At 40.5% G+C, this 1,429-nt stretch carries 2 protein-coding genes; one reads left to right on the plus strand and one right to left on the minus strand.

Translation table 11 applies throughout. The annotated features are described in order from the left end of the window. Positions 1 to 423: 423 nt before the first annotated feature. A complete protein-coding gene (locus FA727_RS25625) occupies positions 424 to 915 on the minus strand; it encodes an integrase zinc binding domain-containing protein (protein ID WP_158318973.1) in 492 nt (163 codons plus the stop codon). 118 nt (positions 916 to 1,033) lie between these two features. On the opposite strand from FA727_RS25625, the gene FA727_RS25630 reads away from it, so the two are divergent. Then, positions 1,034 to 1,282: a hypothetical protein gene (locus FA727_RS25630; RefSeq protein WP_136833914.1), complete on the plus strand. Its 249-nt coding sequence runs from the start codon at positions 1,034 to 1,036 to the stop codon at positions 1,280 to 1,282. The last annotated feature ends 147 nt before the right edge of the window (positions 1,283 to 1,429 follow it).

A 1,429-nucleotide genomic window follows, 5' to 3' on the forward strand; every position in this document is an offset into this window, starting at 1 on the left:
GCGTTGACTACGTCCCTGCCCTTTGTACACACCGCCCGTCGCTCCTACCGATTGAATGGTCCGGTGAAGTGTTCGGATCGATCTAATTTGTAAGCATTATCATTAAGTCTCTCCAAAATCTGAAATGGACCATCTCCACGTGGCATGAGTTTAGACTTTCTTTGGGCGGGAAATCTCTCCTTTCTCAAATGCAACCAAACCCAATCGCCAGGCTAAAAAACAACTTGTTGGCGCCCTTTGTTTGCTTGCTTCATGTATTGTTCGGTTCTCCTTTCAATGTTAGCTTTAGCCTTCTCATATAGTTGCCTAACAAAATCAGCTTTCCTTTTTCCATCTAAATTAGCACGCTCATGCAAAGGTAAAGGTGTTAAATCCAATGGAGTTAAAGGATTAAAACCATATACAATTTCAAAAGGTGAAAACTTAGTGGCTGAATGTATAGATCGATCTAGGCAAACCAAGAATGAAGTCCATAGACAAATCTACCCAAGGATAGGTAGGAATCGGCAATGGCATGTACAAACCATGCGGCTTCAAAGTGGATTTGGTCTTTCGGCACTTCAAGCATCTTTCACAAATTTTCTCAACATCTCTCCTCATGTTAGGCCAATAAAAATGTTCTTGTAGTAAGGATAAAGTTTTAAAAACTCCAAAATGACCCATTAAACCACCCCCATGACCTTCCCGAACCAATAATTCCCTTATGCTACAATTAGGCACACAAAGTTTGTTTTCCTTAAACAAATATCCCTCAAATATATAAAATTTATTAAAACCATGTTTCAAACAGGTTCTAAATATTTCCCCAAAGTCACTATCATGCTCATAAAGTTCTTTTAATTGTTCAAACCCAAGCAATCTAGCATCTAAAGTAGAAAAGAGTACATACCTTCGGGATAATGCATCGGCAACCACATTTTCCTTACCTTTTTTGTAGCGGATCGATCCAAAATTATACATTCAAGCCATGGTGGGAGAACTCCAAAGAGCATTAAGGTTGGAGATGGGGCAGATTCATGATAGGTTGGATAGAATGGAGTCATCAATCCAAACACCGCAGCAACGACTACCACAAAGGTTTCCTCATGGTCGTGGTAGAGGAAGACATGCTCCAAGAGGGGAAGATTTGGAACGATTTGGAGATGAGTATGTGGAAGAAGAAGAAGATGTTGATTCGGGAACCAACCAATTCCGTGGGAGAGAGAGATTTGACCGAGGGAATGACTATGGAGGAATCAAGATGAAAATACCATCATTCCAAGGTAAGAGTGATCGATCCTAAACCTTCTAGAACTCATGACATTGTGTGTTTTAAGTGCCAAGGAAGAGGACACATTGCCAATCAATGCCCAAATAGGAGGATCGATCATTGTCGGTATAATGGTAGACGCTCGGGACCAAGTGACTATTATTTCTTTTTCTGCTTTTG

The sequence above is a fragment of the Robertmurraya kyonggiensis genome, from assembly GCF_005116465.1.
Lineage (GTDB): Bacteria > Bacillota > Bacilli > Bacillales > Cytobacillaceae > Robertmurraya > Robertmurraya kyonggiensis.